Genomic DNA, 21,491 nt, shown 5'->3' on the forward strand with positions numbered 1-21,491 from the left:
GACGCGGGGTTGCACATGGGACGTTCTCAGAAGAAAGGGCCGTTCGTCGACGAGCACCTGTTGAAGAAGATCCAGGCGCTCAACCAGAAGCGGGAGAAGCGCGTGATCCGGACCTGGTCGCGGCGGTCGACGATCCTTCCGGACTTCGTCGGCCACACGATCGCCGTGCACGACGGCCGCAAGCACGTGCCGATCTACATCACCGAGCAGATGGTCGGTCACAAGCTGGGCGAGTTCGCCCCCACCCGCACGTTCAAGGGTCACGGGGGATCGGAGCGGACGACGGGTGTGAAGGGCTGATCGGTCTTCGGCGACGGGTCGGCCAGGACGCCGACGGCGAGTCGTGGGGGTTGCGATGGAAGCGCGGGCGGTTGCCAAGTACATCCGGATGTCGCCGCTCAAGGTGCGGCGCGTGGCCGAAGCGGTGCGCGGGCGCGGTGTGGATGAGGCGCTGGCGATCCTGCGTGCGATGCCCCACCGGGCCGCCCGGGTCGTCGAGAAGTGCGTGAAGTCGGCGGCGGCCAACGCGGAGCACAACCTGGACTTGGACCGCGATACCCTGATCGTCGCCCGGATCGCCGTCGACCGGGGTCCTGGCGGCAGCATGTGGAAGCGTCTGATGCCGCGTGCGCGTGGCCGTGCCGATATCATCACCAAGCACACCAGCCACATCACGGTCGTCGTCGCCGAGCGGGAGTACTAGGGGGTTCGTCAGGTTCCGTCCAGAGCGCGGAGGTGCAGGCGTGGGACAGAAGGTGCATCCGGTCGGGCTGCGGCTGGGGATCATCCGCGATTGGGAGTCCCGCTGGTACAGCGAGAAGTCGTTCGCGGACAACCTGCACGAGGATCTGCGGCTGCGCAAGTACATCAAGCAGAAGCTCTACCGAGCCGGGATCTCGCGGATCGAGATCGAGCGGCAGTCCAAGGCGGTCAAGATCACGGTGCACGCCGCGCGGCCAGGGATCATCATCGGTCGCGGGGGCGCCGGCATCGACGCGCTGCGAAAGGAGCTCGCCGAGCTGACCGGCAAGGAGATCCATCTCAACGTTCAAGAGGTGCGTCGCCCGGAACTCGAAGCGCAGCTGGTCGCCGAGAACGTGGCCCAGCAGCTGGAACGGCGCATCGCGCATCGGCGGGCCATGAAGCAGGCCGTCCAGCGCACGCTGCGCGCGGGCGCGAAGGGCATCCGCATCTCGTGCTCCGGCCGTCTGGGGGGTGCGGAGATCGCGCGCTACGAGTGGTACCGTGAGGGCCGCGTGCCGCTGCACACGCTGCGCGCGGACATCGACTTCGGCGTCGCCGAAGCCCTGACGACGTACGGGCGCATCGGCGTCAAGGTGTGGATCTACCGCGGGGAGGTGTTCCCCGAGCACCGCCGCGAGACGCGCGCGATCCGGGCGGCGCGCTAGCGGATGGGGGAGCGATCGCGATGCTGATGCCAAAGCGCGTCAAGTACCGCAAGCAGCACCGAGGCCGTCGCAAGGGGCTGGCGCTGAGGGGATCGACCGTCGCGTTCGGGGAATACGGGCTGCGCGCGATGAGCCCGGCGTGGATGACGAGCGCGCAGATCGAGGCGGCCCGCCGTACGATCACCCGCTACATCAAGCGAGGGGGCAAGTTGTGGATCCGTGTGTTCCCCGACAAGCCGGTGACGAAGAAACCGGCCGAGACGCGTATGGGCAGCGGGAAGGGGAACCCGGAGTTCTGGGTCGCCGTCGTCAAGCCCGGTCGGGTGTTGTTCGAACTGGCGGGCGTGAGCGAGAACGTGGCGCGCGAGGCGATGCTGCTGGCGGCCCACAAGCTGCCGGTCAAGGTCCAGTTCGTGAAGCGAGACGAGGTAGGGGGTGAAGCGCGTTGAAGGCGGCCGAGCTGCGGGAGATGTCGCTGGACGAACTGCGCCGGCGTTTGGATGAGGCGCTGCAGGAGCAGTTCAACCTTCGGGTGCAGATCTCCGCCGGCAAGGCCCAAAGCCCGTCACGCCTGCGCGAGGTGCGCCGTGACATCGCCCGCCTGAAGGTCGTTTTGGCCGAGCGGGGAGAGCGCCTCTGAGGAGGACGACGCATGGAGCGCAGAATCCGCAAGACACTGGTCGGGGACGTCGTCAGCGACAAGATGGACAAGACCGTCGTCGTGCGCGTGGAGTCGGTGGCCCGTCACCCCGTGTACAAGAAGGCGGTGCGCCGGCACAGGCGCTTCAAGGCGCACGACGAGCGCAACGAGTGCCGGGTGGGCGATCGTGTTCGGATCATGGAGACACGGCCGCTGTCACGCGAGAAGCGGTGGCGCGTGGTGGAGATCCTGGAGCGTGCCAAGTAGGACGGGAGGTTGCAGGGGATGGTGCAGCAGGAGTCCCGACTCAGGGTAGCCGACAACACGGGAGCGCGCGAGATCCTGGTGATCCGTGTGCTCGGGGGCAGCCGTCGGCGGTACGCACGGGTCGGCGACATCGTGGTGGGCACGGTGAAGCAGGCGATCCCCAACAGCGCGGTCAAAAAGGGGGAGATCGTCAAGGCCGTGGTCGTGCGGACGAAGAAGGAACTGCGGCGGCCTGACGGTTCTTACATCAGGTTCGACGATAACGCCGCCGTGCTGATCAATGAACAGATGAACCCGCGGGGCACGCGGATCTTCGGGCCGGTCGCGCGCGAACTGCGGGAGCGGCAGTTCATGAAAATCGTATCGCTGGCGCCGGAAGTGCTGTGACCGGGGAGGGCGGAGCATGCCGACAACGGGGGCACAACGCGTTCGGATGCACGTCCGCAAGGGCGATCTCGTGATCGTGATCTCGGGAAAGTACCGGGGCAAGCGCGGGAAGATCCTACGTGTGTTTCCGAAGACGCGTCGGGTCATCGTGGAGGGCGTGAACACCGTGAAGCGGCACACCAAACCGTCGCAGAAGAACCCCCAGGGCGGCATCGTGCGGAAAGAGTTGCCGATCCCGGCAGCCAAGGTCATGCTGGTGGATCCGGATACCAAGATGCGTACGCGGGTCGGGATCCGGGAGGCGGCCGATGGCCGGCGGGTACGCTACGCGAAGCGGTCCGGCGAGCTGGTGGATAAGAGCTGAGGACGAGATGGCGACACGGTTGAAGGAGCGCTACGAGAAGGAAGCCGTGCCGGCCCTCCGGGAGCGGTTCGGTTACCGCAACCCAATGCAGGTGCCGAGGCTGGAAAAGGTGGTCGTCAACATGCGGGTCGGCGAGGGTGCCCAAGACCCCCGACAGGTCGATCGGGCCGTTGAGGAGCTGATGACGATCACCGGCCAGCGGCCCGTGATCGCCCGGGCCCGCAAGTCCATCGCGGCCTTCAAGCTGCGCCAGGGCGCCCCGATCGGCACGGCTGTGACGTTGCGGGGGCGACGGATGTACGAGTTCCTGGACAAGCTGATCAGCGTGGCCCTGCCGCGGATCAAGGACTTCCGGGGAATCCCGGAGCGTTCGTTCGACGGCCGCGGGAACTTGAACATCGGAGTGCGCGAGCAGCTGATCTTTCCCGAGATCGACTACGACAAGGTGGACAAGGTGCGCGGGATGGACATCGCGATCGTGACGACAGCGCGCACCGACGAGGAGGCCAGGGAGTTGCTGCGGCTGCTGGGCGTCCCGTTCCGCGAGAGCAGCGGGGTGAGCTGACATCCGAGCCGTACCGATCCGCACCCCGCCGGAGGTTGGCATGGCCAAGAAGAGCATGATCGAAAAGTGGAAGCGACCGCCGAAGTTCAAGGTGCGGGCCTACACGCGCTGCGAGCGCTGCGGACGCCCGCGCGCGGTGTTCCGCCGTTTCCGGCTGTGTCGCATCTGCCTGCGGGAACTCGCCTACCGCGGGGAGATCCCCGGCATGACAAAGGCGAGCTGGTGAGGCGGGAGGCCCCGATGGGTACGATCACCGATCCGATCGCAGACATGCTGACGCGGATCCGCAATGCGAACGCCGCAGGGCACGATCAGGTCAGCATTCCGGCATCGAAGATGAAGCTCGAGATCGCCCGCATCCTCAAGCAAGAGGGGTTCATCCAGGACTACCGGGTCGTCCAGGACGGCCCGCAGGGGGTTATCCGAGTGACGCTGCGGTACGGCCCGCGCAAGGAGCGCGTGCTGCTGGGCATCCGCCGCGTGAGCCGGCCGGGTTTGCGCGTGTACGCGCGCCGGCGGGAAGTGCCCAGGGTGCGCGGCGGTCTGGGGCTGGCGATCCTGTCGACGTCGAAGGGAATCATGACCGACCGCGAGGCCCGACGCGCCGGTGTGGGCGGCGAGGTGCTGTGCTACGTCTGGTAGCTCGGGTTGCCGGAGAGCGGAGAGGAACGATGAGTCGGATCGGACGACTGCCGGTCGCCATCCCCCCGCAGGTGGAGATCCGGGTGGAAGGACAGCGGGTGCACGTCAAGGGACCGAAGGGCGAGGTGGCGCGTACCTTCCACCCCGATGTGCAGATCGCGGTCGAGGACGGTAGGGCGATCGTGCGCCGGCCCACGGACGCCCGGCGCCACCGGGCACTGCACGGCCTGTCCCGCGCACTGCTGGCCAACATGGTTCGGGGCGTTACCGACGGATTCTCGGTGGAACTGGAGATCATCGGCACCGGATACCGCGCCGCCAAGCAGGGCGACGGCATCGTGTTTCAGGTCGGCTACTCGCACCCGGTGACCTTCACGCCGCCCGCGGGGGTGACAGTCGACGTCCCGCAGCCGAACCGGATCGTGGTGCGCGGGGTCGACCGGGAGGCTGTGGGACAGGTGGCGGCCAAGGTCCGTGCCATCCGGCCCCCGGATCCCTACAAGGGAAAGGGGATCCGGTACGCGGGCGAGCGGGTGAAGCTGAAGCCAGGCAAGGCGGGGCGCGCGGTGGGCAAGAAGTAGAGGCGCTGCGGTGCGGAGGGCGAGATGAAGATCAGGGTCGATCGAAACGCGTTGCGAAAGGTACGGCACATCCGGCTCCGCCGCAAGCTGGCCGGTACGCCGGACCGCCCGCGCCTGAGCGTCTACCGGAGTCTGAAGCACATCTACGCACAGGTGATCGACGACACGCGCGGACGCACCCTGGTGGCGGCCAGCACGCTCGATCCGGAGATCGTCCCGCAGCTGCCGGGGCTCCGGCCGACCGAGCGCAGCCGGGTCGTGGGGGCGGTTCTGGCGCGACGTGCCATCGAGCGCGGGATCTCTTGCGTGGTCTTCGACCGTGGAGGGTACCTGTACCACGGCCGGGTCAAGGCCCTCGCGGAGGGCGCCCGGGAGGGGGGACTGGAGTTCTAGTCCCGGAGAGCGGATTCAGAACGCAGCGGGGGAGTTGAGATGGCGACGAGAGTGGACCCCAACGAGGTCAACCTCACGTTCGAGAAGACGATCTTCATCAACCGCGTGGCGAAGGTGACCAAGGGCGCCAAGCGCTTCAACTTCAGCGCCCTCGTGGTAGTGGGCGACGAGGCCGGAACCGTGGGCGTGGGGCTGGGCAAAGCCGCAGAGGTTCCCGATGCGATCCGCAAGGCGGTCGAGGACGCGAAGAAGAACCTGATCCGCGTCCCGCGGCGGGGGACGACCATCCCGCACGACGTCGTGGCCCGGTTCGGCGCGGCCGAGGTGTTGCTGAAGCCGGCGAGCGAGGGCACCGGCGTCATCGCGGGCGGGCCGGTTCGCGCCGTGCTCGACGCCGCCGGCATCAAGGACGTCCTGACGAAGTCGCTGGGCAGCAGCAACCCCATCAACATGGCGCGCGCCACGCTGGTCGGCTTGCAAAGCCTGCGCACGCCCGAGGAGGTCGCGCGCTCGCGTGGCAAGAGCGTGGTGGACTTGGTCGGCCGGCGGTGGGCGGCGGACGCGCAGTAGGGGCAGGTGGGCGATGCAGCAGCTGCGGATCACGCTGAGGCGTTCCCTGATCGGCTCGACGGCCCTCCAGCGCGCCTGCGTGGCGACGTTGGGTCTGCGTAGGGTCGGCCAGTGGGTGGTGCGGCCGGACAATGCCCGTACCGCGGGACTGCTGCGCAAGGTGCGCCACCTGGTCGAGGCCGTGCCGATCGTCCCCGAGGGTGCGCACGCTGCGGCGGCCTCGGCAGGCACGTCGGAGGGGACCGGGGTCGCGCCGGAGGTGCCGGCCGCCCCGGTACGGGCGGACGGGCGAAAGTCGGCGCGCGGCCTCCGGGCGCGACCTAACGCCACCGCCTCGAAGACGAGGACGCGCAAGGCGAGAGGGTAACGCCGCGGCGTTCGCGTGCAACGTCAGGAGGAGTTCGATGCCACTGCGAATCGACGGTCTTGCGCCGCCTGCGGGCTCCAAACGTCGCCGCCGGCGCGTGGGGCGCGGGCACGGCTCCGGCCGCGGCACGTACGCCGGTCGGGGCGTCAAGGGGCAGAAGGCGCGTAGCGGAAAGGGTCCCCGTGCGGGCTTCGAAGGCGGGCAGACGCCACTGGGCAAGCGGTTGCCGTTCGCCCGGGGCGTGCGCGCCTACGGGAGCGTGCATACGGGCGGCAGGCCGCGACCGGGCTACGTCGAGGTGAACCTGCGCGATCTCGCGCGCTTCGAGCCCGGTTCGGAGGTCACACCCGAGCGCCTGCGGTCGTCCGGCGTCGTGTCGCGCCGGGGGCGCATCAAGATCCTCGCCAAGGGGACGCTGGACCGCGCGCTGGTGGTGAAGGCGCACGCGTTCAGCGCTGCGGCGCGCGCGGCCATCGAGGCCAAGGGCGGTACGGTCGAGGTGATCGGATGATCGGCGCCATCGCCAACCCCTTCCGGATTCCCGATCTGCGGCGCCGGCTGCTGTTCACAGCGCTGATGCTGGGGCTGTTCCGGCTGGGCGCGCACCTGCCGGTCCCGGGCGTCAACGTCGAAGCCGTCCGGACGCAGTTTCAGCAGGCCGCTCAGGGGACGGCGTTCGGCTTCCTCAACCTGCTGGTGGGCGGCGCGCTGGAGAACTTCTCGATCTTCGCCCTCGGCGTGATCCCCTACATCACGGCGTCGATCATCATGAGCCTGATGCAGGTGGCGTTTCCGAACCTCAAAAAGATGGTCCAGGAAGAGGGGGAAGCCGGCCGCCGCCGGATCGGGTGGTACACACTGTACCTCACCGTCCCGCTCGCCGCGCTCCAGGCGTGGGGACAGACCGGACTCATCCAGACCTTCTCGCAGGGCCGCGCCATCACGGACTTCAGCCCGATCAACATGGCGCTGATCATCGTGACCCTGGTCGCCGGCACGATGATGCTCACCTGGATGGGCGAGATCATGACCGAGCACGGCGTGGGCAACGGGATGTCGCTGATCATCTTCGGGGGCATCGTCGCTAGGATCCCGCAGCAGCTGGCCGCGACGGTGGCAACCATCCGGGTGGGGTCGGCGTCGTTCTTCTGGTTCCTCACCGATATCGTGGTCGTGCTGCTCAGCATCGTGGCAGTCGTCATGATCACACAGGCCGTCCGTCGGATCCCCGTGCAGTACGCCAAACGCGTGGTCGGACGCCGCGTCATGGGGGGTCAGACGACGCACATCCCGATGAAGATCGTGCAGGCCGGTGTGATCCCGATCATCTTCGCGATCTCGGTGCTGCAATTCCCGGCCACGGTCGCCTCGTTCGTGCGGTGGGAGCCACTGGTCGAGTGGGGCAACCGTCTGCAGCCCGGTCAGCACTGGGTGGGCACGGCGCTGTACGCGTTGCTGATCATCCTCTTCACCTATTTCTACACGTCGGTGCAGTTCGATCCCAACGACATCAGCGACAACATCAAGAAGTACGGCGGGTTCATCCCGGGGATCCGGCCGGGCCGGCCGACGACGGAGTTCCTGATGAAGGTGACAGAGCGGCTGACGTTTGTGGGGGCGCTGTTCTTGGCGGTGATCGCCGTCTTTCCGTTGCTCTTCTTCCAGACCGCCGGTCTGACGCTGTATCTGGCGGGGACGTCGCTGCTCATCGTCGTCGGCGTCGCTCTGGAGACGATGCGCCAGCTGGAAGCGTACGTCCTCATGCGACACTACGAAGGGTTCATGCGTTGAAGACGGCGACCGGCGATCGGGGGCTTGCGTCCGCCTGCGGGAGTCGCGTCGGAGGGGCGCCGTCGCGGTGGGCGGGCGGCGCATGAACCTGATCTTCTTCGGGCGGCCCGGCGCGGGGAAGGGGACCCAGGCCCGGCGGGTGCAAGAACACTACGGCATCCCCCAGATCTCGACCGGAGACATCCTGCGGGAGGCCATGGCCGCGGGGACGCCGGTGGGCAGGCAGGCGAGGACCTACTACGAGCGCGGCGATCTCGTGCCCGACGAGGTGATGCTGCACGTCATCGAGGAGCGGTTGACAGCCCCCGACGCGCAGGAAGGGTTCGTCCTAGACGGCTTCCCACGGACGGTGCCACAGGCTGAAGCCCTGGAGGCGCTGTTGCGGCGTCTGGGTCGGCGCATCGATGCGGTGCTGTACTTCGACGTGCCCCACGACGTGCTGATCCGGCGCCTGAGCGGCCGCTGGATCTGCCGCGCGGCCGGGCACATCTACCACGAGGTGTCCAACCCGCCCCGCGTAAGGGGGCGGTGCGACGTGGACGGCAGCGAGCTGTACCAGCGGCCAGACGACCAGTCGGAGACCGTGGCACGCCGCCTCCGTGTCTACGACGAGCAGACCGCCCCGGTCCTGGAATACTACCGGAGCCTAGGGCTGTTGCACCGGATTGATGGGGCGCTGGGGGCTGGGGAGGTGTTCCGGCAGATCCAGGCGGTCCTCGAGCCCCTGCGGGAGAAACGGTAACCGTGGCAACCGTGGGAGCCGGCATCTACATCAAGACACCCGCTGAACTCGAGCGGATGCGTCGGGCGGGCCAGGTGGCGGCGCGAGCGCTCGCCGCGGTGGGCCAGGCGGTTCGTCCGGGGATCACGACCGGTGAGCTCGACGCGGTGGCGGAGGAAGCGATCCGCGCCGAGGGCGGTGTTCCCTCGTTCCTCGGCTATCGGGGGTTCCCGGCGAGCGCGTGCGTATCGGTGAACGACGAGATCGTCCACGGTATCCCTGGGCGCCGGGTCTTGCGCGAGGGCGACGTCGTCAAGGTCGACCTGGGGGTCTACCTGGACGGGTTCCACGGCGACCTGGCGGCTACGTTTCCCGTGGGCCGGATCGACCCCGGCCTGCGGAGGTTGCTCGGGGTCACCGAGGAGGCCCTGTACCGTGCGATCGACGTCGTGCGGCCGGGGGCGCGCTTGGGTGACATCGGATGGACGATCCAGTCGTTCGTCGAGTCGCACGGCTACTCGGTCGTCCGGGAGTTCGCCGGTCACGGCGTGGGGCGCTTCCTCCACGAAGACCCCCAGGTGCCGAACTTCGGGACCCGTGGCCGGGGCCTGGTTCTCCGCCCGGGGATCGTGCTGGCGATCGAGCCGATGGTGAACGCCGGGACGTGGCGGGCTAGGGTGGACGGCGACGGGTGGACCGTGCGCACCGCCGACGGACGGCCGTCGGCACACTTCGAACACACCGTCGCCGTCACCGAGGGCGGGTGCGAGGTGCTGACCCGTTTGGACGAAGAAGTCGGTTCCTGATAACATATTGGTTTGTGCGGTCGCTAGACGACACGGCGGGGGCGGATGTCGGCCAAGGAAGACGTCATCGAGGTCGAAGGGACGGTGGTGGAGGTCCTGCCGAACGCGATGTTTCGCGTCGAGCTGCACAGCGGCCACCGGGTCCTCGCCCACATCTCGGGCAAGATGCGGATCCACTTCATCCGGATCTCGCCCGGAGACCGCGTCAAGGTGGAGCTGTCGCCCTACGACCCGACGCGCGGCCGCATCACGTATCGGTATCGGTAGCGAAGGTGAGCGGGCGGGGTCGCCTCTGCTCGGTCGCGAGGTGTGGATGAGGTGCGGTCATGAAGGTGCGCGCGTCCGTCAGGAAGATGTGTGAGAAATGCAAGATCATCCGTCGGCATGGACGGGTACGGGTGATCTGCGAGAACCCCAAGCACCGGCAGAAGCAGGGCTAGCGGGGATCGACGACGGAGGTTCGGATGGCGAGGATCGCGGGAGTGGACCTTCCGCGCGACAAGCGGGTAGAGGTCGCGCTGACCTACATCTACGGGATCGGACGTTCGCGCGCCTACGACGTCATCATGCGGGCGGGCGTCAGCCCCGACACGCGCGTGCGGAACCTGACGGAGGAGGAGGTCTCGCGCCTGCGCGACACGATCGAGCGCCACTACAAAGTGGAGGGGGATCTGCGCCGGGACGTCGCGATGAGCATCCGGCGGCTGGTCGAGATCGGCAGCTACCGTGGGCTGCGGCACAAGCGGGGGCTGCCGGTGCGCGGCCAGCGCACCCGGACGAACGCGCGCACGCGCAAGGGGCCCAAAAAGACGGTCGGCATCAAGAAGAGGGTCGCGGCCAAGAAGTAAGCGACCGGGAGGTCTGGATGGCGAAAAGAGGGACGCGGGGACGGCGCCGCGAGCGCAAGAACGTGCCGATGGGGCGGGCCCACATCCAGTCGACGTTCAACAACACCGTCGTCACGATCACCGACCCCAAGGGCAACGTGCTGTCGTGGGCAAGCGCTGGAACCCAGGGGTTCAAGGGGTCGCGCAAGGGCACCCCGTTTGCCGCGGGGCTGGCGGCGGAGGCCGCCGCCCGCAAGGCCATGGAGCACGGCGTGCGCCACGTCGAGGTGTACGTGAAGGGCCCGGGCTCAGGCCGCGAAGCCGCGATCCGTTCGCTGCAGGCGGCGGGGCTGGACATCAGCCTGATCAAGGACGTGACGCCGGTGCCGCACAACGGCTGTCGGCCGCCCAAGCGCCGCAGGGTCTAGTGCCCCGACGAACAGCAACACCCCGCAATCAGGCTGAGAGGCGGGGTCGCGGACAGAGAGGAGACCGGCGGAAGACCGCCGGGCGGATCCGTCCGCGGACGTAGCCTGAAACGGAGGCAGTCTCGATGGGCAGGTACCACGACGCGGTGTGCCGGCTGTGCCGCCGCGAGGGGCTGAAGCTGTACCTGAAAGGGGACAAGTGTTTCACGGACAAGTGCCCGGTGGCCAAGCGACCGACGCAGCCGGGCGTGCACCCGCCATCGCGGCGCAAGGCGTCGGAGTTCGCCGTACGGCTGCGCGAGAAGCAGAAGCTGCGCCGCATTTACGGCGTGTACGAGGAGCAGTTCAAGCGCTACTTCCAGCAGGCGGCGAAGGCCAAGGGGGTCACCGGCACCCGCCTGCTCCAGCTGCTGGAGACGCGCCTCGACAACGTCGTCTACCGCTTGGGCTTGGCATCGTCGCGCAAGGAGGCACGGCAGGCCGTGACGCACGGGCACGTCAGCGTCGATGGCCGCAGGGTGACGGTTCCCTCCTACCAGGTTAGGCCCGGACAGGTCGTCGCGCTGACGCCGAGGGGCACGCGGAACACGCGCATCCGCACGCTGGTGGAAGGCGGTACCCGCCAACCCCCGTCCTGGCTGGAGTTCGACCCGGAGCGGCTCCAGGGTCGCGTGCTGGCGCTGCCTGCACGTGAGGAGATCGATGTGCCCGTACAAGAGCAGTTGATCGTCGAGTACTACTCGAGATAACGGCGCGTCGCGGGTGGGACGACGCCTGCCTCGACCGCCCACCGGAGGTTTCTTGCGATGAGCATCTTCCAATTGTGGGAACTCAGCAAGCCGAGAGTCGAGTACGCGGAGTTGTCCGACACGTACGGGAAGCTCGTGGTCGAACCCCTGGACCGGGGCTTCGGGACCACCATCGGCAACGCGCTGCGGCGCGTGCTGCTGTCGTCGGTGCCCGGTGCGGCCGTCACTTCGGTGAAGATCGAGGGCGTGCTGCACGAGTTCAGCACCGTGCCCGGCGTGGTCGAAGACGTCACGCAGATCATCCTGAACCTGAAGGAGCTCACCCTCCGCCTGCACACCGACAAGCCGAAACTGCTCCGTCTGGAAGCCAAGGGCAAGCGTGAGGTCACCGCCGGCGACATCCAGCCCGATGCCGAGGTGGAGATCCTGAACCCAGATCTCCCCATCGCTACGATCGACAAGCGTGACGCCAAACTGTCGATGGAGATCGTCGTGGAGCGCGGAAAGGGATATGTGCCCGCCGAGAAGCATCGGAAGAGCGAGCACGTCATCGGCGTGATCCCGGTCGACTCGATCTTCTCGCCGGTTCAGAAGGTGAACTACGTCGTCGAGGACACACACGTCGGGATCGGGGGCGAGCTCGAACGGCTGGTGCTCGAAGTGTGGACGAACGGGGCGGTGCGCCCCGATGACGCAATCGCGCAGTCGTCCAAGCTCCTCATCGACCATTTCCGGCTCATCAGCGGCATCGGCGAAGAGGATGGCAGTCTGGAGGCGGCAAGCGGCGATCCCGAGCAGGCGCGGCTTTTGGCGTCGCCGATCGAGGATCTCGAGCTGTCGGTGCGTCCGTACAACTGCCTGAAGCGGGCGAACATCCATACGATCGGCGATCTCGTCCAGCGCACCGAAGAAGAGATTGCCAACGTCAAGAACTTCGGCCGCAAGTCGCTGGAAGAGGTGGTCGAGAAGCTGGCGGCCGTGGGGCTGTCGCTGAAAAAGAGGGGGTAGCGCGGATCACATGGGGACGGGTGCCAAGGCGCGCAAGCTGAACCGCGACACCGGGGAACGCCGGGCGCTGTTCCGCGACCTCGTGACGGCTCTGATCCGGCACGAGCGGATTCGGACGACCGAGCCGAAGGCCAAGGAGGCGAAGAAGATCGCCGACAAGCTGATTGCCCGCGCGCGGGCGAACACCCTCCACGCCCGGCGCCAAGTTGCCCGGCTGATCCAGGACGAGGAGGCACTGCGAAAGCTGTTCGACACCGTGGCTCCGCGCTACGAGCCTAACCGTGGCGGGTATACGCGCGTGGTGAAGGATCGCCCCCGGCGTGGAGACTCGGCGCCGATGGCCTATCTGGAGCTGGTCGAGAAGTAGGCTTCCGTGGATGCGCGCGTTCTGCGGCCGGACGCACAGCGGGTGGCGGACGGCGCAACGCCTCCTCTGATCGAGGTCCGCAACCTCACCCATGTCTACCACAAGGGCACCCCGCAGGAAGTCCGTGCGCTGCACGACGTGTCGTTGCGCATCGACAGGGGCGAGTTCGTGGCGATCGTCGGAGGCAACGGTTCCGGCAAGTCCACACTGGCCAAGCACCTCAACGCTCTCCTCCTCCCCACCGAAGGCATCGTCCTCGTAGAGGGTCTGGACACGCGCGATCCGCAGTCGGTGTGGGAGATCCGGCGGCGCGTCGGAATGGTGTTCCAGAACCCCGACAACCAGATCGTCGCGACGGTCGTCGAGGAGGACGTGGCCTTCGGCCCCGAGAACCTAGGGCTGCCCCCCGAGGAGATCGGCCGTCGCGTGGAGGAGGCGCTGCGCACGGTGGGCCTAGCGGATCTCCGGCGACGGGAACCGCACCTGCTGTCCGGCGGCCAGAAGCAGCGCGTCGCGATCGCTGGGATCCTGGCGATGCGGCCGGCGTGCATCGTCTTTGACGAGGCCACGACGATGCTGGATCCGGAGGGGCGCCGGGAGGTCTTGGAGACCGCCCACCGGCTGCGCAGCACCGAAGGCATCACGATCCTGCACATCACGCACAACATGGAAGAGGCGGCCACCGCCGACCGCGTCGTCGTGCTCGCCGCAGGACAGGTCGTCTTGGACGGGCCGCCGGCCGAGGTGTTCGCCGACGCCGACCGCCTTCGCCGGTTGCGGTTGCGCGCCCCGGAGATGGCCGAGCTGGCGGGCTGTCTGGCGGCGCGGGGCGTCGCGCTGCGCTCTCGCCCGCTCGACGTGGACGGCCTGGCCCGCGAGATCCTCGGGGCGTGGAAATGATTTCCTCGTTCGCCCGCAGGAAATCGGGGAGGGTCGGTGCGCTGGCGACGGAGACCTCGCCGGTTACGACACTCGCGGAGCCGCATGCACGCCCCCTGCTCGCGTGCGAGAACCTGAGTCATGTTTACTTCAGGGGGACGCCCCTGGAGTCCGTGGCCCTGCGGGACGTCACACTGGCGGTGCGGCGGGGCGAATTCGTCGGCCTCGTGGGGCCGACCGGATCGGGCAAGTCGACACTGGTCCAGCACTTCAACGGGTTGCTGCGGCCCACCGCCGGCCGGGTGCTCGTCGACGGAGCCGACATCCACGGGCCCGGCGTCAGCCTGCGGCAGGTCCGACGCAAGATCGGGTTGCTGTTCCAGTACCCGGAGCACCAGCTCTTCGAGGAGACGGTGGCCGACGACGTGGCCTTCGGTCCCCGCAACCTCGGCCTCGACCCGGAGGAAGTGGAACGGCGTGTCCGCGACTCCTTGCACCTGGTCGGCCTGGACCCGGACGCGTTCGGGAAGCGCTCGCCCTTCTCCCTCTCCGGAGGGGAGATGCGGCGCGTCGCGATCGCGGGGGTGCTGGCGATGCGGCCGGAGGTGCTGATCCTCGACGAGCCGACTGCGGGACTGGATCCCGTGGGCCGTGACGAGATCCTGGAGCGGATCGCGGCCTTCCGCGCGCGAGAGGCGACCACGGTGATTTTCGTCTCGCACAGCATGGACGACGTGGCAAGGTTGTGCGACCGCGTGGTCGTGCTGCACGGGGGTCGGGTGTTCCTGGACGCCCCGACCCGCACGGCGTTCTCCCAGGCGGAGCGCCTGCGGGAGATCGGCCTGGATGTACCGAGGGCCGCCGCCCTGTTGCTGCGGCTGCGCTCGGCCGGTCTGCCGGTCCGTGCCGACCGGCTCACGCTGGAGGAGGCGTGCGAAGAGATCGCCTCGGCGCTGCGGCGCGCTCCGGGCTCCGGCCGCCGACGGTCGACTGACGATGGAACTCCTGCGTAACCTCACGATCGGTCAGTACGTCCCGCGCCCGTCGGCGGTACACCGACTTGACCCGCGCACCAAGATCCTCGCCACCACCGCCGTCATGGTCGTCGTGTTCGCCGTCCGGGACTTCGCCGGCTTCGGGGTCTTCGCCGTGCTGCTGGTGGCGTTGATCGCTGTCTCTCGGATCCCACCGGCGTTCGTCGTGCGCGGACTGCGTCCGATCTGGTTCCTGTTGCTACTGACGCTGGTCCTGCAGATCTTCTTCGGTGGGCAGTCGGGCGGCACGGTGCTGGCGCGGTGGGGACCGTTTGTCGCCACCCACGAGGGGTTGATGCAGGGGCTGTTCGTGACCGCACGGCTGGTGCTGCTCGTCGTCGCGACGTCGATGCTGACCTTCACGACCTCGCCGGTCGAACTGGCCGACGGTATGGAGCGGCTGCTCAACCCGTTTCGGCGGATCGGGGTGCCGGCGCACGAGCTGGCGATGATGACGACGATCGCCCTGCGGTTCATCCCCACGCTCGTGGAGGAGACCGAGAAGATCATGAAGGCGCAGATGGCGCGCGGCGCCGAACTCGACACCGGCGGTCCGTTCAGGCGCGCGCGGGCTCTGATTCCGATCCTGGTGCCCCTCTTCGTCAGTGCCTTTCGGCGTGCGGACGAGCTCGCACTGGCGATGGAGGCCCGATGCTACCGTGGGGGCGAGGGCCGGACGCGGATGAAACAACTACGCTATCGACCGGCGGATCTGGCTGCCGGATTCGTCGTGCTGCTGGCGAGCGTCGCCGTGCTCCTGCCCGGCCGCGTGTAGGGGAGATCAGGGGGCTGAGGTTGGGAACGACCGGTGGGCGTGACCTCCCGGGTTGCCGGGACGGGGGCGCTGCGGCCTGTGTCCGATGCGAACGATCCGGCTCACCGTAGCCTACGACGGCACAGACTACGCGGGCTGGCAGCTGCAGCCGCGCCGCCCGTCGATCCAAGGCGAACTGGAGAGGGCGGTCCGGGCGGTTACCGGATCCCATGCCCGGGTGATCGGGGCCGGCCGCACGGACGCGGGGGTGCACGCGATCGGCCAGGTGGCCCACTTCCTCACTTCCTCCGACCTGCCGGGTGCCAGCTTCGTGGCGGCCTTGAATCACTTCCTGCCGCCGCAGATCGCTGTCCGTGCGGCCGCAGACGCCGCAGATGGATTCCACGCGCGCCGGGATGCCGTCGCACGCTGCTACCGATACCTGGTCTGGAACCGGCCGGGCCGCAATCCGCTCTTGCGCGACCGTGCATTGTTCTGGGATGGGGATCTGGACTTCGACCGCATGCGCGCGGCCGCCCGGCACATGATGGGGCAACACGACTTCGCGGCGCTGCATGCGACTGGCAGCCGGCCGCACTCGACGGTATGTGAGGTGCGCCGCATCGAGCTGCGGCGGCAGGGCTCTCTGGTCATAGTCGACGTCGAGGCGGACCGCTTCCTGCGGCACATGGTCCGCATCATGGTGGGGACATTGCTGGAAGTCGGCAGCGGGAAGCGGCCACCCGACAGCATCCCCGACCTGCTGGGATCGGGCGACAGCCAGCGCGCGGGACCGGTCGTCGCCGCCTGTGGGTTGTACCTGATGCGGGTCGCCTATCCAGAGGACCGGCGTCCGCCCCACGGGTGAGGTCTGCTGGTGGGTGGACGTCCTCGCGGCAGACTGTCCGTTGTCCCCGTGGGGCTTATAATGGCCGTTGGGGCCCGTAGCTCAAGGGTAGAGCGCCCGGCTCATAACCGGTGGGTTCCTGGTTCGAGCCCAGGCGGGCCCACCAACGTCTCGTGCCGACACTCGTTGTTGCTCACACGCGGCCGACCGAGGCGGCACGGCGGCTGGCCTCGGGGTGTGGCCCGTCGTAGATGCAGTACGTCTTTCGCTTGTCCTCAGTGACGTATAGGAGTGCACCCACGTGACCCCGAGATCCGCGTTGCTGCCCACAACCGTCAGGCAGGTCGCAGCCCCTTCGTCGGTTGCCGGGGTGTGCAACCTGTCGCGGAATGTGCTCTCCACCGGGTATCTCGGCATCCGTCTCCCTCCTCGTTGTCGTCGACCGGTCGCGCAAGCGATGAAGCCGGCTTCATCGGGTCTCTTTTCGGGGACAATCCCCAAGTTGCGAGCCGCGCACACCCCTGGTTTGCCGGCGAACTCGCCTACTGGCGCTGGGCTGGCGGCGAGCGCTTACGCGGAGATCGCGCGCCGGCTGCACCTGTCGCTCAAGACCGTCGAACACCACGTGTCGTCGGTGCTGTCGAAACTGGGCGTCCGCAGCCGTGCCGAAGCGGTCCGCGAGGGCGACCCGCCGCGGGCTGGTGGGCGGATGATCCGTGGGATCGCTCCCGGGCGGTCGGATGCGCGCCGCGGACCGGTGCGCCCTGTTCTCGGTGGGCACCCATCCCCGACCCTGACCCTGTAGACTAGTCTGCGTGGCCCTCGACGCCGGCAAGGGTGCCCTGCCTCCGGAGCGGAAGCGGGCGTACGTGCGCGAGATGTTCAGCGAGATCGCGCGGCACTACGACCTGCTCAACAACCTCCTGAGCTTCGGTCTGCACAGGCGGTGGAAGCGCCACGCGGCGCGCCTCGCGCGGTTGGTGCCCGGCGGGCGGGCGCTGGACGTCTGCTGCGGCACCGGCGACCTGGCAGTCCTGCTCCACGAGCGGATCGGTGCGGAGGGGAGGGCGGTGGGCATCGACTTCGCCGCACCGATGGTCCAGATCGCGCGGCAACGGTCGGGCGGCCGGGGCCGGATCTGGTTCGTACAGGGCGACGCGGAGTCGCTGCCGCTTCCCGACGCCGCCTTCGATGCGGTCACCGTCGGCTTCGGCGTCCGCAACGTCGCCCGGCTCGACGTGGCGCTGCGCGAACTGCACCGGGTGCTGCGGCCGGGGGGCCGCGCGGTGATCCTGGAGTTCAGCCGCCCTCGGAATGCGCTCTTCCGGGCACTGTACGATTTCTACTCGTACACCGCGATCCCGTGGGTCGGGCGCCGGCTGTCCCACCACCCCGACGCCTACCTCTACCTGCCGACGTCCATCCGGCACTGGCCCAACCAGGAGGCGTTCGCGCGCATCCTCGCGGCCGTGGGATTCACCCACGTGCGGTATGAGAACCTCCTGTGGGGGGCTGTGGCCGTACACGTCGGCGAGAAGGGCACCGTCCCCGGGGAAGTCCAGGAAACGAAAGCGCACCCCGAGAACAAAACCCAAGGCCGCTTGGCGGATCGAGGTGTACCGTGAATGAGTCGGAGAAAACCGGCGTCTACAAGCTCGGCGAAGAACAGCCCGGGGTCTTCGAGATCCTGCTGGAAGTCTACCGAGCACTCCAGGAGCGGGGCTACAGCCCCAAGGATCAGATCGTCGGCTACCTGATCTCCGGAGACCCGACCTACATCACCAGCCACCGCGGCGCGCGGTCGCTGATCCGCAAGGTGGAACGCGACCGCATCCTCGAAGAACTCGTGCGATACTACCTCGACAGCCGGCTGCGGCCGGCGGTGGAGCCCTGACCGTGGACCGGCTGGTGGTGCGCGGAAGCCGCCCCCTCCACGGAGCGGTGAAGGTCGCGGGCGCGGTCAACACGGTGCTGCCGATCATGGCGGCCGCAGCCCTCGCGCCGGATCTGTCGGTGATCGAGAACGTACCGCGCTGTCTGGACGTGGAGGTGATGTCCGACATCCTGCGGGCGCTGGGCTGCCGCATCGAGCTGACGCCGGGCGGGCGTCTGGCCGTAGACGCGCGGAACCTGCAGGGGGTCACCGCTCCTGCCGAACTCTGCGGCCGGATCCGCGGATCCTACTACGCCGCGGGGATCCTGCTCGCCCGTGCCCGCCGGTTCGAGGTCGGACTCCCGGGCGGCGACTCCATCGGGGGACGTCCGGTCGACTTCCACATCAAGGGCTTCCAGTCCCTGGGGGCCGCGGTCCAGACCGAGCACGGATACATGCTCGGCCACGCCCCCCAGCTGCAGGGTACCGAGTTCTTCGTCCCGCGCAAGAGCGTGGGCACCACGATCAACATGATGTTGGCGGCGTCGTTGGCCCACGGCACCACGGTGCTGCAGAACGCTGCACTCGAACCCGAAGTCACCGACACGGCGGTGTTCTTGAACCTGATGGGAGCCCGCGTGCGGGGAGCCGGCACGCCGACGATCACGGTCGAGGGCGTGCGGGGGTTGCGCGGCGCCCGATACACGGTCATCCCCGACCGGATCGAGGCCGGGACCTATCTGATCGCCGGAGCCGCGACCGGGGGGGACGTCGAGGTGGACGGGTTGATCCCCGAGCACGTCACGGCACTGTTGAGCAAACTGAGCGAAGCCGGCTGCGAGGTCGAAGCCAACACCGACAGCGTCCGGGTCCGGGCTCCCCGGCGACTGCGGGCGGTCGATATCGACACGGCTCCGTTTCCCGGGTTCGCCACCGACCTCCACCCGCCGTTCGTTGCGATGCTGACGACCGCCGAGGGTGAGGCCGTCATCCGGGAGACGATCTACGACGGCCGGATGGGTTACGCCTACGAACTCCAGAAGATGGGGGCCGACATCCGGGTCGAGGGGAACACCGCCTACCTGCGCGGCGTCGACAGGCTCTCCGGGGCGCCCTTGCAGGCACTGGACATCCGGGCGGGGGCGGCGGTAGTGATCGCGGGGCTGGTCGCCGAGGGCACGACCGAGATCACTGGGCTCGAGCACATCGACCGGAAGTACGAGGGGCTGGAGGACAAACTGCGGGCCCTCGGCGCGGACGTCCGCCGGGTGTCTCCTTCCGAGGCTGAGCCCGTGGCCGTCGGCTGACCCCCGGTGCCAGGCACGCGGGCGGGGGAAGGATGGGGGCGGCGGCGGGCCGGTCCGGCGGCCGTCCCGGTGCCAGGCACTCGGCGTCGACTTGAGCCGGTTTGAGCGTCTGTGAGAGAATCACCGTGGCAGGATCCCGCGTGAAGCGGGCGGTCCGGCGACTTCCCGGAACCTTCAATCCAGGAGCGTGGCGTGTCTTCGGGCGGTCCTGAAGTCACACAGGTAGCGCACGTCCCGGTGGAGGGCACCAAGATCGCTCCCATCGAACAGGTGGCGGACGTCATCCAGAAGTTCCCCGGCGGTGAGATCCTGCTGACCACGATCGAGAACGTTCTGAACTGGGCGCGTGCGGCGTCGCTTTGGCCACTGACGTTCGGGCTGGCATGCTGCGCGATGGAGATGATGCAGGCGATGGGCACCCGGTTCGACCTGGACCGGATGGGGGTCATCCCGCGGGCGACGCCGCGTCAGGCGGATCTCATCATCGTCGCCGGGCGCTGCACAATCAAGATGGCGCCGGTCGTGCGTCGGCTGTGGGAGCAGATGCCTGAGCCCAAGTACGTGATCAGCATGGGCAGCTGCGCGACCTGCGGAGGGCCTTTCTATTACGACAACTACTCCATCGTGAAGGGCATCGACACGGTGATCCCAGTAGACGTCTACGTGCCCGGGTGTCCACCTCGGCCCGAGGCGCTCATCGAGGGCGTGCTGAAACTGCAAGAAAAGATCCGCAAGGAACGCCGCCTCCTCCGCCGCACGGTGGCGTCCGGCGCATAGGCGCGATGGCGAAGACCCTACGTACGGAGGAACTGATCCTCAATATGGGTCCCCAGCACCCGAGCACGCACGGCGTGCTGCGGCTCATTGTGACCCTCGACGGCGAGAACATTGTCGAGGCGGTACCCGACATCGGCTACCTGCACTCGTCCGTCGAGAAGATGATGGAGCACCGCAACTACACACAGAACATCGCGCTGGCTGACCGTGGCATGGACTACCTGGCCGCCTTGGTGAACGAGATGGCCATCCTACGGGCGGTGGAGACGCTTGCGGACGTCCCGGTGCCGGACCGGGCGCGCTACATCCGCACGATCTTCATGGAGCTGCAGCGTCTGGCCAGCCACCTGCTGTGGCTAGGGACTTACGGGATCGACCTGGGCGCGTTCACCGCGTTCTTGTGGTGCATGCGTGAGCGGGAGATCGTCATGGATCTCTTCGAGTCGGTGACCGGGGGAAGGTTGCACCACGTCTATTTCCGGCCGGGTGGGGTGAACGAGGACCTGCCCACGGGGTGGACGGACCGGTGCCGGGAGTTCTGTCAGTACTTCCTCAACCGCCTCGACGAGTACCACAAACTGCTGACCGGCAACCCGATCTGGCAGATGCGGACCCAGGGGATCGGTGTGCTGACCCGCGAGCAGGCCATCGCGTTCGGTGCGTGTGGCCCGGTGGCCCGCGCCTCCGGGCTGCAGTGGGACGTTCGCAAGAGTCACCCCTATGAGATGTACGATCGGGTCGAGTTCCAGGTGCCCGTGTACACCGAGGGCGACTGCTACGCGCGCTATCTGGTTCGCATGGACGAGATGCGGGAGGCGACGAAGATCATCCTACAGTGTCTCGACCAACTCCCCGACGGGGACTTTCGGGCTCCCCGCGTGTCGTTGAATCTTAAGGCGCCGCCGGGCGAAGTCTACACGCGCGTGGAGTCACCGCGCGGCGACCTGGGCATCTACCTGGTCAGCACCGGGGGCGAGTTCCCGTGGCGGGTGAAGATCCGCGCTCCGTCGTTCGTGAACCTGCACGCGCTCACCGAGATGATGCGCGGATGGAAGGTGGCCGACATCATCTCGATTCTTGGCAGCATCGACATCGTGCTTGCGGACGTGGATCGCTGAGGCATCCGCTCACGACGTCG

At 68.0% G+C, this 21,491-nt stretch carries 35 protein-coding genes, 1 tRNA gene and 1 pseudogene; all 37 read left to right on the plus strand.

What is annotated here, in order from left to right:
- Window positions 1–15 precede the first annotated feature (15 nt).
- Window positions 16–300: a 30S ribosomal protein S19 gene (gene rpsS, locus QN163_08225; GenBank protein ID MDR5683996.1), complete on the plus strand. Its 285-nt coding sequence runs from the start codon at window positions 16–18 to the stop codon at window positions 298–300.
- Between the two features lie 55 nt (window positions 301–355).
- On the plus strand, window positions 356–703 hold the full coding sequence (gene rplV / locus QN163_08230) for a 50S ribosomal protein L22 (protein ID MDR5683997.1): 348 nt from the start codon (window positions 356–358) through the stop codon (window positions 701–703).
- A 40-nt stretch (window positions 704–743) separates the two neighbouring features.
- A complete protein-coding gene (gene rpsC / locus QN163_08235; GenBank protein MDR5683998.1) occupies window positions 744–1,409 on the plus strand; it encodes a 30S ribosomal protein S3 in 666 nt (221 codons plus the stop codon).
- 20 nt (window positions 1,410–1,429) lie between these two features.
- Window positions 1,430–1,858, plus strand: a complete 429-nt coding sequence (gene rplP, locus QN163_08240) for a 50S ribosomal protein L16 (GenBank protein MDR5683999.1) — start codon at window positions 1,430–1,432, stop codon at window positions 1,856–1,858.
- Window positions 1,855–2,049, plus strand: coding sequence for a 50S ribosomal protein L29 (gene rpmC, locus QN163_08245; protein ID MDR5684000.1), 195 nt, complete (start codon window positions 1,855–1,857; stop codon window positions 2,047–2,049). The genes rplP and rpmC overlap by 4 nt, the downstream gene beginning before the upstream one ends.
- A gap of 12 nt (window positions 2,050–2,061) precedes the next feature.
- Complete coding sequence (gene rpsQ, locus QN163_08250) at window positions 2,062–2,316, plus strand: 30S ribosomal protein S17 (protein MDR5684001.1); 255 nt, start codon at window positions 2,062–2,064, stop codon at window positions 2,314–2,316.
- An 18-nt stretch (window positions 2,317–2,334) separates the two neighbouring features.
- Complete coding sequence (rplN, locus tag QN163_08255; protein MDR5684002.1) at window positions 2,335–2,703, plus strand: 50S ribosomal protein L14; 369 nt, start codon at window positions 2,335–2,337, stop codon at window positions 2,701–2,703.
- Between the two features lie 46 nt (window positions 2,704–2,749).
- Window positions 2,750–3,067 carry a 50S ribosomal protein L24 gene (gene rplX / locus QN163_08260; protein MDR5684003.1) on the plus strand — a complete coding sequence of 106 codons (318 nt, stop codon included), beginning with the start codon at window positions 2,750–2,752 and terminating at the stop codon, window positions 3,065–3,067.
- A gap of 7 nt (window positions 3,068–3,074) precedes the next feature.
- Window positions 3,075–3,632 carry a 50S ribosomal protein L5 gene (rplE, locus tag QN163_08265; GenBank protein ID MDR5684004.1) on the plus strand — a complete coding sequence of 186 codons (558 nt, stop codon included), beginning with the start codon at window positions 3,075–3,077 and terminating at the stop codon, window positions 3,630–3,632.
- 40 nt (window positions 3,633–3,672) lie between these two features.
- Window positions 3,673–3,858 (plus strand): type Z 30S ribosomal protein S14, encoded by a 186-nt coding sequence (locus QN163_08270; protein MDR5684005.1) that lies wholly within the window; start codon window positions 3,673–3,675, stop codon window positions 3,856–3,858.
- Window positions 3,859–3,872: 14 nt separating this feature from the next.
- The gene (rpsH, locus tag QN163_08275; GenBank protein ID MDR5684006.1) at window positions 3,873–4,274 is read left to right on the plus strand and encodes a 30S ribosomal protein S8; all 402 of its coding nucleotides are present in this window, start codon (window positions 3,873–3,875) and stop codon (window positions 4,272–4,274) included.
- A 29-nt stretch (window positions 4,275–4,303) separates the two neighbouring features.
- Window positions 4,304–4,855, plus strand: coding sequence for a 50S ribosomal protein L6 (rplF, locus tag QN163_08280; protein ID MDR5684007.1), 552 nt, complete (start codon window positions 4,304–4,306; stop codon window positions 4,853–4,855).
- A 24-nt stretch (window positions 4,856–4,879) separates the two neighbouring features.
- Window positions 4,880–5,248 (plus strand): 50S ribosomal protein L18, encoded by a 369-nt coding sequence (gene rplR, locus QN163_08285; GenBank protein MDR5684008.1) that lies wholly within the window; start codon window positions 4,880–4,882, stop codon window positions 5,246–5,248.
- Window positions 5,249–5,287: 39 nt separating this feature from the next.
- Window positions 5,288–5,818, plus strand: a complete 531-nt coding sequence (gene rpsE / locus QN163_08290; protein MDR5684009.1) for a 30S ribosomal protein S5 — start codon at window positions 5,288–5,290, stop codon at window positions 5,816–5,818.
- A 13-nt stretch (window positions 5,819–5,831) separates the two neighbouring features.
- Window positions 5,832–5,996 (plus strand): annotated as a pseudogene (gene rpmD / locus QN163_08295) (50S ribosomal protein L30).
- Window positions 5,997–6,228: 232 nt separating this feature from the next.
- Entirely contained in the window at window positions 6,229–6,696 is a 468-nt protein-coding gene (rplO, locus tag QN163_08300; protein ID MDR5684010.1) for a 50S ribosomal protein L15, read from the plus strand.
- Window positions 6,693–7,976, plus strand: coding sequence for a preprotein translocase subunit SecY (gene secY / locus QN163_08305; GenBank protein ID MDR5684011.1), 1,284 nt, complete (start codon window positions 6,693–6,695; stop codon window positions 7,974–7,976). Before rplO ends, secY begins: the two co-directional genes overlap by 4 nt.
- A gap of 82 nt (window positions 7,977–8,058) precedes the next feature.
- The gene (locus QN163_08310) at window positions 8,059–8,718 is read left to right on the plus strand and encodes an adenylate kinase (protein MDR5684012.1); all 660 of its coding nucleotides are present in this window, start codon (window positions 8,059–8,061) and stop codon (window positions 8,716–8,718) included.
- 2 nt (window positions 8,719–8,720) lie between these two features.
- Window positions 8,721–9,503, plus strand: coding sequence for a type I methionyl aminopeptidase (gene map, locus QN163_08315; protein ID MDR5684013.1), 783 nt, complete (start codon window positions 8,721–8,723; stop codon window positions 9,501–9,503).
- Between the two features lie 45 nt (window positions 9,504–9,548).
- On the plus strand, window positions 9,549–9,770 hold the full coding sequence (infA, locus tag QN163_08320) for a translation initiation factor IF-1 (protein MDR5684014.1): 222 nt from the start codon (window positions 9,549–9,551) through the stop codon (window positions 9,768–9,770).
- A gap of 59 nt (window positions 9,771–9,829) precedes the next feature.
- Window positions 9,830–9,943, plus strand: a complete 114-nt coding sequence (gene rpmJ / locus QN163_08325; protein ID MDR5684015.1) for a 50S ribosomal protein L36 — start codon at window positions 9,830–9,832, stop codon at window positions 9,941–9,943.
- A 24-nt stretch (window positions 9,944–9,967) separates the two neighbouring features.
- Window positions 9,968–10,351 carry a 30S ribosomal protein S13 gene (gene rpsM / locus QN163_08330; protein ID MDR5684016.1) on the plus strand — a complete coding sequence of 128 codons (384 nt, stop codon included), beginning with the start codon at window positions 9,968–9,970 and terminating at the stop codon, window positions 10,349–10,351.
- Window positions 10,352–10,368: 17 nt separating this feature from the next.
- Window positions 10,369–10,758: a 30S ribosomal protein S11 gene (gene rpsK / locus QN163_08335; protein ID MDR5684017.1), complete on the plus strand. Its 390-nt coding sequence runs from the start codon at window positions 10,369–10,371 to the stop codon at window positions 10,756–10,758.
- 125 nt (window positions 10,759–10,883) lie between these two features.
- Window positions 10,884–11,507: a 30S ribosomal protein S4 gene (gene rpsD, locus QN163_08340; protein MDR5684018.1), complete on the plus strand. Its 624-nt coding sequence runs from the start codon at window positions 10,884–10,886 to the stop codon at window positions 11,505–11,507.
- A gap of 72 nt (window positions 11,508–11,579) precedes the next feature.
- On the plus strand, window positions 11,580–12,515 hold the full coding sequence (locus QN163_08345; GenBank protein ID MDR5684019.1) for a DNA-directed RNA polymerase subunit alpha: 936 nt from the start codon (window positions 11,580–11,582) through the stop codon (window positions 12,513–12,515).
- Between the two features lie 10 nt (window positions 12,516–12,525).
- Window positions 12,526–12,882 carry a 50S ribosomal protein L17 gene (gene rplQ / locus QN163_08350; protein MDR5684020.1) on the plus strand — a complete coding sequence of 119 codons (357 nt, stop codon included), beginning with the start codon at window positions 12,526–12,528 and terminating at the stop codon, window positions 12,880–12,882.
- A gap of 66 nt (window positions 12,883–12,948) precedes the next feature.
- Window positions 12,949–13,782 (plus strand): energy-coupling factor transporter ATPase, encoded by an 834-nt coding sequence (locus QN163_08355; GenBank protein MDR5684021.1) that lies wholly within the window; start codon window positions 12,949–12,951, stop codon window positions 13,780–13,782.
- The gene (locus QN163_08360) at window positions 13,779–14,774 is read left to right on the plus strand and encodes an energy-coupling factor transporter ATPase (GenBank protein ID MDR5684022.1); all 996 of its coding nucleotides are present in this window, start codon (window positions 13,779–13,781) and stop codon (window positions 14,772–14,774) included. The genes QN163_08355 and QN163_08360 overlap by 4 nt, the downstream gene beginning before the upstream one ends.
- Window positions 14,758–15,570: an energy-coupling factor transporter transmembrane component T gene (locus tag QN163_08365; protein ID MDR5684023.1), complete on the plus strand. Its 813-nt coding sequence runs from the start codon at window positions 14,758–14,760 to the stop codon at window positions 15,568–15,570. Before QN163_08360 ends, QN163_08365 begins: the two co-directional genes overlap by 17 nt.
- Before the next feature lie 85 nt (window positions 15,571–15,655).
- Window positions 15,656–16,417: a tRNA pseudouridine(38-40) synthase TruA gene (gene truA / locus QN163_08370; GenBank protein MDR5684024.1), complete on the plus strand. Its 762-nt coding sequence runs from the start codon at window positions 15,656–15,658 to the stop codon at window positions 16,415–16,417.
- 70 nt (window positions 16,418–16,487) lie between these two features.
- Window positions 16,488–16,562 (plus strand) — tRNA-Ile (locus QN163_08375).
- Between the two features lie 336 nt (window positions 16,563–16,898).
- Window positions 16,899–17,201 carry a LuxR C-terminal-related transcriptional regulator gene (locus QN163_08380; GenBank protein MDR5684025.1) on the plus strand — a complete coding sequence of 101 codons (303 nt, stop codon included), beginning with the start codon at window positions 16,899–16,901 and terminating at the stop codon, window positions 17,199–17,201.
- Between the two features lie 10 nt (window positions 17,202–17,211).
- Window positions 17,212–18,021 (plus strand): bifunctional demethylmenaquinone methyltransferase/2-methoxy-6-polyprenyl-1,4-benzoquinol methylase UbiE, encoded by an 810-nt coding sequence (gene ubiE, locus QN163_08385; GenBank protein MDR5684026.1) that lies wholly within the window; start codon window positions 17,212–17,214, stop codon window positions 18,019–18,021.
- A complete protein-coding gene (locus QN163_08390) occupies window positions 18,018–18,290 on the plus strand; it encodes an IreB family regulatory phosphoprotein (protein MDR5684027.1) in 273 nt (90 codons plus the stop codon). Before ubiE ends, QN163_08390 begins: the two co-directional genes overlap by 4 nt.
- Before the next feature lie 2 nt (window positions 18,291–18,292).
- Window positions 18,293–19,576, plus strand: a complete 1,284-nt coding sequence (gene murA, locus QN163_08395; GenBank protein ID MDR5684028.1) for a UDP-N-acetylglucosamine 1-carboxyvinyltransferase — start codon at window positions 18,293–18,295, stop codon at window positions 19,574–19,576.
- A gap of 270 nt (window positions 19,577–19,846) precedes the next feature.
- On the plus strand, window positions 19,847–20,353 hold the full coding sequence (locus QN163_08400) for an NADH-quinone oxidoreductase subunit B family protein (GenBank protein ID MDR5684029.1): 507 nt from the start codon (window positions 19,847–19,849) through the stop codon (window positions 20,351–20,353).
- A 5-nt stretch (window positions 20,354–20,358) separates the two neighbouring features.
- Window positions 20,359–21,471 (plus strand): NADH-quinone oxidoreductase subunit D, encoded by a 1,113-nt coding sequence (locus tag QN163_08405; protein ID MDR5684030.1) that lies wholly within the window; start codon window positions 20,359–20,361, stop codon window positions 21,469–21,471.
- The last annotated feature ends 20 nt before the right edge of the window (window positions 21,472–21,491 follow it).

The organism is Armatimonadota bacterium, from assembly GCA_031432545.1.
Classification (GTDB): domain Bacteria; phylum Sysuimicrobiota; class Sysuimicrobiia; order Sysuimicrobiales; family Sysuimicrobiaceae; genus Caldifonticola; species Caldifonticola tengchongensis.